General features: G+C 50.4%; 4 protein-coding genes. All 4 read right to left on the bottom strand.

Translation table 11 applies throughout. From position 1 onward, the window contains the following. Nucleotides 1-371: 371 nt before the first annotated feature. The 4 genes from ABGY95_RS04080 to ABGY95_RS04065 all read right to left on the bottom strand — a co-directional run bounded on the left by ABGY95_RS04080 (nucleotide 372) and on the right by ABGY95_RS04065 (nucleotide 4,076). Complete coding sequence (locus ABGY95_RS04080) at nucleotides 372-1,526, bottom strand: 8-amino-7-oxononanoate synthase (protein WP_347440431.1); 1,155 nt, start codon at nucleotides 1,524-1,526, stop codon at nucleotides 372-374. 4 nt (nucleotides 1,527-1,530) lie between these two features. Beyond that, the gene (locus ABGY95_RS04075) at nucleotides 1,531-2,343 is read right to left on the bottom strand and encodes a D-alanyl-D-alanine carboxypeptidase family protein (protein ID WP_347440430.1); all 813 of its coding nucleotides are present in this window, start codon (nucleotides 2,341-2,343) and stop codon (nucleotides 1,531-1,533) included. Nucleotides 2,344-2,732: 389 nt separating this feature from the next. Continuing rightward, a complete protein-coding gene (locus ABGY95_RS04070) occupies nucleotides 2,733-3,680 on the bottom strand; it encodes an MBL fold metallo-hydrolase (protein WP_347440429.1) in 948 nt (315 codons plus the stop codon). Then, a complete protein-coding gene (locus ABGY95_RS04065) occupies nucleotides 3,681-4,076 on the bottom strand; it encodes a hypothetical protein (protein WP_347440428.1) in 396 nt (131 codons plus the stop codon). It abuts the gene before it with no gap. Nucleotides 4,077-4,198: the final 122 nt, after the last annotated feature.

Genomic DNA, 4,198 nt, shown 5'->3' with positions numbered 1-4,198 from the left:
AACTGATAGTGCCTCTCCCTTCCACATTCTGTTCGAGGGCAACTGCAGTACTTAGGGATGGTTCTTTGAGCCGGAACCTAATTCATCAAGAGGCTTCGGCTTTATTTTATCATAGGAAAAAAATAGAATCTTAAGAATGGAATGAGGCACTACATGTGAATTGGGGGCTTCGCTGTGATAGGTGTAATCGATTTATAGTCAGTATGTTAAGTTTATTCTGGTTGGCTTTTCGAAACGACGACTCAGCCAGCCTTGCGATGGAGGTGCTTGTTGATGTTGAGCAGCGCGGTGATTACTATTTTGTTAGAGCTATACTTCACGGCATTAACTGTAGTTCCTGTAGATTTTTTGATCTCTGCTAGAGAAAAAATCTATAGAGATTTGCGGATAGCGGAGCAAAGATCGCTGATGTTCTGAGGGGAATGCATCGCGGTGAGGGTGATCCTCAACCTAGCTGTGTTGCGTGGCACTGTGGGGTAGCGAACAGCAGGAGCGAGTATGGAATGTTGCGCTTGTAGTTTCTGAGAAAGCACTAAAGCAGCTTCAGAGTCGCCCACGTGCCATGGAATGATAGAGCTAGTGGGGAGCTCACACTGGGTGAGTTCGGCAAAGTGACGAATGTTTGACCATAGTTTATCTCTGAGTGCTGCGCCTTCATCTGAGCGGATGATTTTTAGTCCAGCGAGGGCTGCCGCTGATTGTGCAGGAGGTGGAGCTGTTGAATAAATGAAGGAGCGTGCTCGGTTGACGAGCAAATCAATGAATGCCTTTTTGGCGGCAATGTAGCCACCAGCGACGCCAGCAGATTTTCCGAGAGTTCCCATATGCAGGTCGACCCCAGCGCTGCATTCAAGGTGCTCGGCTAGGCCCATGCCACTGGGGCCGTAGGCCCCCAAGCCGTGTGCTTCATCGACTAGTAAGAGTACTCCATATTTTTCTTTGAGAGCAATTATCTCTCGCAGCGGCGCGATGTCCCCATCCATGCTGAAGACTGATTCAGTGACAATGAGGGTACGTGACTCGTCATCGGACTTTTGACTGACGGAGGCTAAAATTTTACCGAGTTTGGCCAAATCGTTGTGCGGAAACACTCGGACCGTCGCGCTGGACAGCCGTGCTCCATCGATCAACGATGCGTGACTGAGTTTGTCGAGAATCACAGTGTCGCCCTTGCGCAAGAGAGCTGAAAGGGTGCCTACTGAAGTGCTGTAACCATTGGCAAATACTAAGGCTGCTTGAGTACTTTTGGCTGCAGCTAGATAGTGTTCTAATTCTCTATGAGGCTGGAGTGACCCGCAAATAAGCCGAGAAGAACCAGATCCGGCTCCCCAGGTTCCTACAGCATCTTGGTAGGCTGACTTTACCGCGGGATGATTGGCTAGCCCAAGGTAGTCGTTTGACGCGAAATTAAGCAACTTGCTCCCGCAAATGTCGGCGTGTGTGAGCTGCGGTGAGTCCACTGATCGGAGAGTGCGTCTCAGTGACGCGGTTTCCAACGCAGCCAATTCCTCTTCAGGGCTACGCATGATCTTAGTTCTCGAGCGCCCAGCGCAAGAGTTTTTCAGAGTCTTTCCAAATAGTCTGGGAGGTGGCACCGAGACACACGACAATAGCAGTGCGCCCTTTGTAGGTTCCAGAGCAGACGAGGCAGCGGCCTGAAGCTTTGGTGGTTCCAGTCTTCATTCCATTGCAGTAAGGGACTGAGGTGAGGAGACGGTTGGTGTTTTTGAGATACTTTTTTGAGCCGTTCGCGTACTTGAAATAATACCCTTTGGTTTTCATCATTTCGCGAATTTGTGGTCGGCTGTAGGCATTGCGGGCCAAGACTGCAACGTCGTAGGCTGTGGAGTATTGGCCTTTTTCAGTGAGTCCGTTAGGATTGACGAAGTTGGAGTTATTCATCCCCATTTGCTTCGCTTTTTTGTTCATGTATCTGGCGAAATTAACTTGGCTTCCGGAGACGTCACGAGCCAATGCTCGAGCGATGTCATTGCCCGATTTGACAACTAATGCCTTGAGCAGATCCTGACGCGTGTAGGTGTCACCTGGCTTGACGTAGAGTTTAGTAGGCTCACAATACGTGTCGGTCTTTTGTACCACCACTTTGTCGCGGAGTGAGCCAGCATCGATCACGCAGATTGCTGTTAAAAGCTTTTGGGTGGAAGCGACAGCACACTTCTCATGCGCATTTTTTTGGTACAAAATGCGGCCAGTAGTGTTATCGATCACGATGGCACGCTTGGCGCCGATGGATGGAGCAGCAGCTTGGGCGACTCCTGAGGTCAGAAGGGTGAGGAATGCGAGTGCCTGGAAAGCACGAATAGAGAAGAGACGGCGAGTCATGTGAGATAGTGTCAACGTGGATGACTAACATACAAGTGCTCAATTCATTATCTTACTGATTATCTCAGAGTAGAAAGTGGACTCACGCTACGTGGTAAGAAATACCGAGCCTTAGATGCTGGTGGAATGTTTTTGACTCTCTGGTTTAGGGAGTAGTCCAGAGTAGTCTTGCATCAGAGAAATCTCCGAGTGCGTGTGGCTCGGCACATGTGGGCGGGATTTTTCAGACTGGTGAGGTTAAAACTGTTGTTGATAGTTGGTTACTATGTTGTTTTAGAGTGGCTTGCCGGCTACGCGCGTCAAGCCGTGCCCGCCGCAGAGTCGTGCTGAGCCACACACGCTCCAGTTCGGCTGAACGGTGAGCACTTCAGTAAGCAGTGGGAGAAAATCTAGGAGTCCTCGCTATTAGCGCTAAATTTCCCTTCAAGCTCGATCCCGACACCTTCATCGAGGATGATCACGCGGTCTTCTAGACCCAGTCTTTTGGCCTCGGCCAGTAGGCGTTCTTCTGGCTCGTGGTAGGGTTCGTTTCCTAGTGGAAAGGTGCGATAGTGCATCGGTATCAGGAACTCTGCGCCGAGTTCTTGGAATGCTTTGACTGCTTCCTCTGGGTTCATGTGCACATCCCTTCCGCTCGGGGCATTATAGGCGCCGATAGGCATGATAGCGATATCGATGTGGTGGCGTTTCCCAATCTCGATAAATCCTTCGAAGTAGGCTGAATCTCCACAGTGGAAGACGGTGAGGTCACCCGATTTCACGATGTAGCCGCCGTAGTCGCGGTGGGTGTCGTGAAGATAGCGCGCCCCCCAGTGGTGGGCCGGTGTGTGGGTGACGGTGAGATCAGAAAAAGTAAGTTCATCCCAAAGAGCCATTTCGTAGACCGAATGGAATCCTAGTTTCTTAACCAAAGAGCCACTGCCTTTAGGTACCACGATGCCTTCGCGGGATTCGACAATTTTGAGAGACTTTTTATGTAAATGGTCAAAGTGAGCGTGGCTAACGAGTACGAGGTCTATATGCGGCAGGAACTTGATGCCGAGCCCAGGATTGCGCTGGCGCTTAACGAAACCGTGCCAATGTGCCCAGTTCGGGTCGATGAGGACAGAATGATCGGCGAACTGGAGTAAAAAAGAGGCGTGACCAATCCACGTGACGCGGGCAATTCCAGCTGCTGGAGGGGCAAGAACTGCTTCGCTTGTCGTGCCCAGGCGGCGTTTGAAAACCTGGGTGAAGATGCGCATTCCAAAGAAGTGGATGTTGCGTTTGACCCATCCTTTTTTAGGCTTCAATCCCGCATAATCTTTACGTTTCTTGGCTGTCTTTTTCTGGGGCATTTAGAGAATCGGTGAAAATAAGCGGGCGATTCGAGCAGCGATGCGGAAGCGGAATGGTCGATCGTTGAGTTCATTGTGCGCTAGAAATCGAGCAGATGCGAAGTCTTTTTCTAGCATCTCCGCCATCTCGCCTATAAATGGTAAATTTGTGCTGTTATTTCGAAGTGCAGCTTGAATGGACATTATCACGATTTGCTGAGCCGTGAGTATTCCTGCACTAGGCCCTAACCAGGGTGTAGGTAATCCAGAAAGGCTGACGTGTAGAGGTAACGCTACGGCCATCACCAACTTCCTTGAGTCTGATGGGCCTGATGGGCCCGTCGGGCTGATGAATGCATATTGGTCGATTTTTTGAAAGTGGGAATTGGAGGGGAGGTCGATCACTTCGTTAGCCACCGCATTACTGTCTTCTAGCAGCGTAAATTAATTTGCCTGTGCGCCGGGCCACCGAGCCCAATGCTGGTGGCGTGCTCGGTGCAAAAATTGGGGGCTTTACCTAGGTATTCGTCACCAATATT

It is taken from the genome of Rubritalea sp. (assembly GCF_039830215.1).
GTDB lineage: Bacteria > Verrucomicrobiota > Verrucomicrobiia > Verrucomicrobiales > Akkermansiaceae > Rubritalea.
This window is presented reverse-complemented; position numbering and strand designations above follow the sequence as displayed.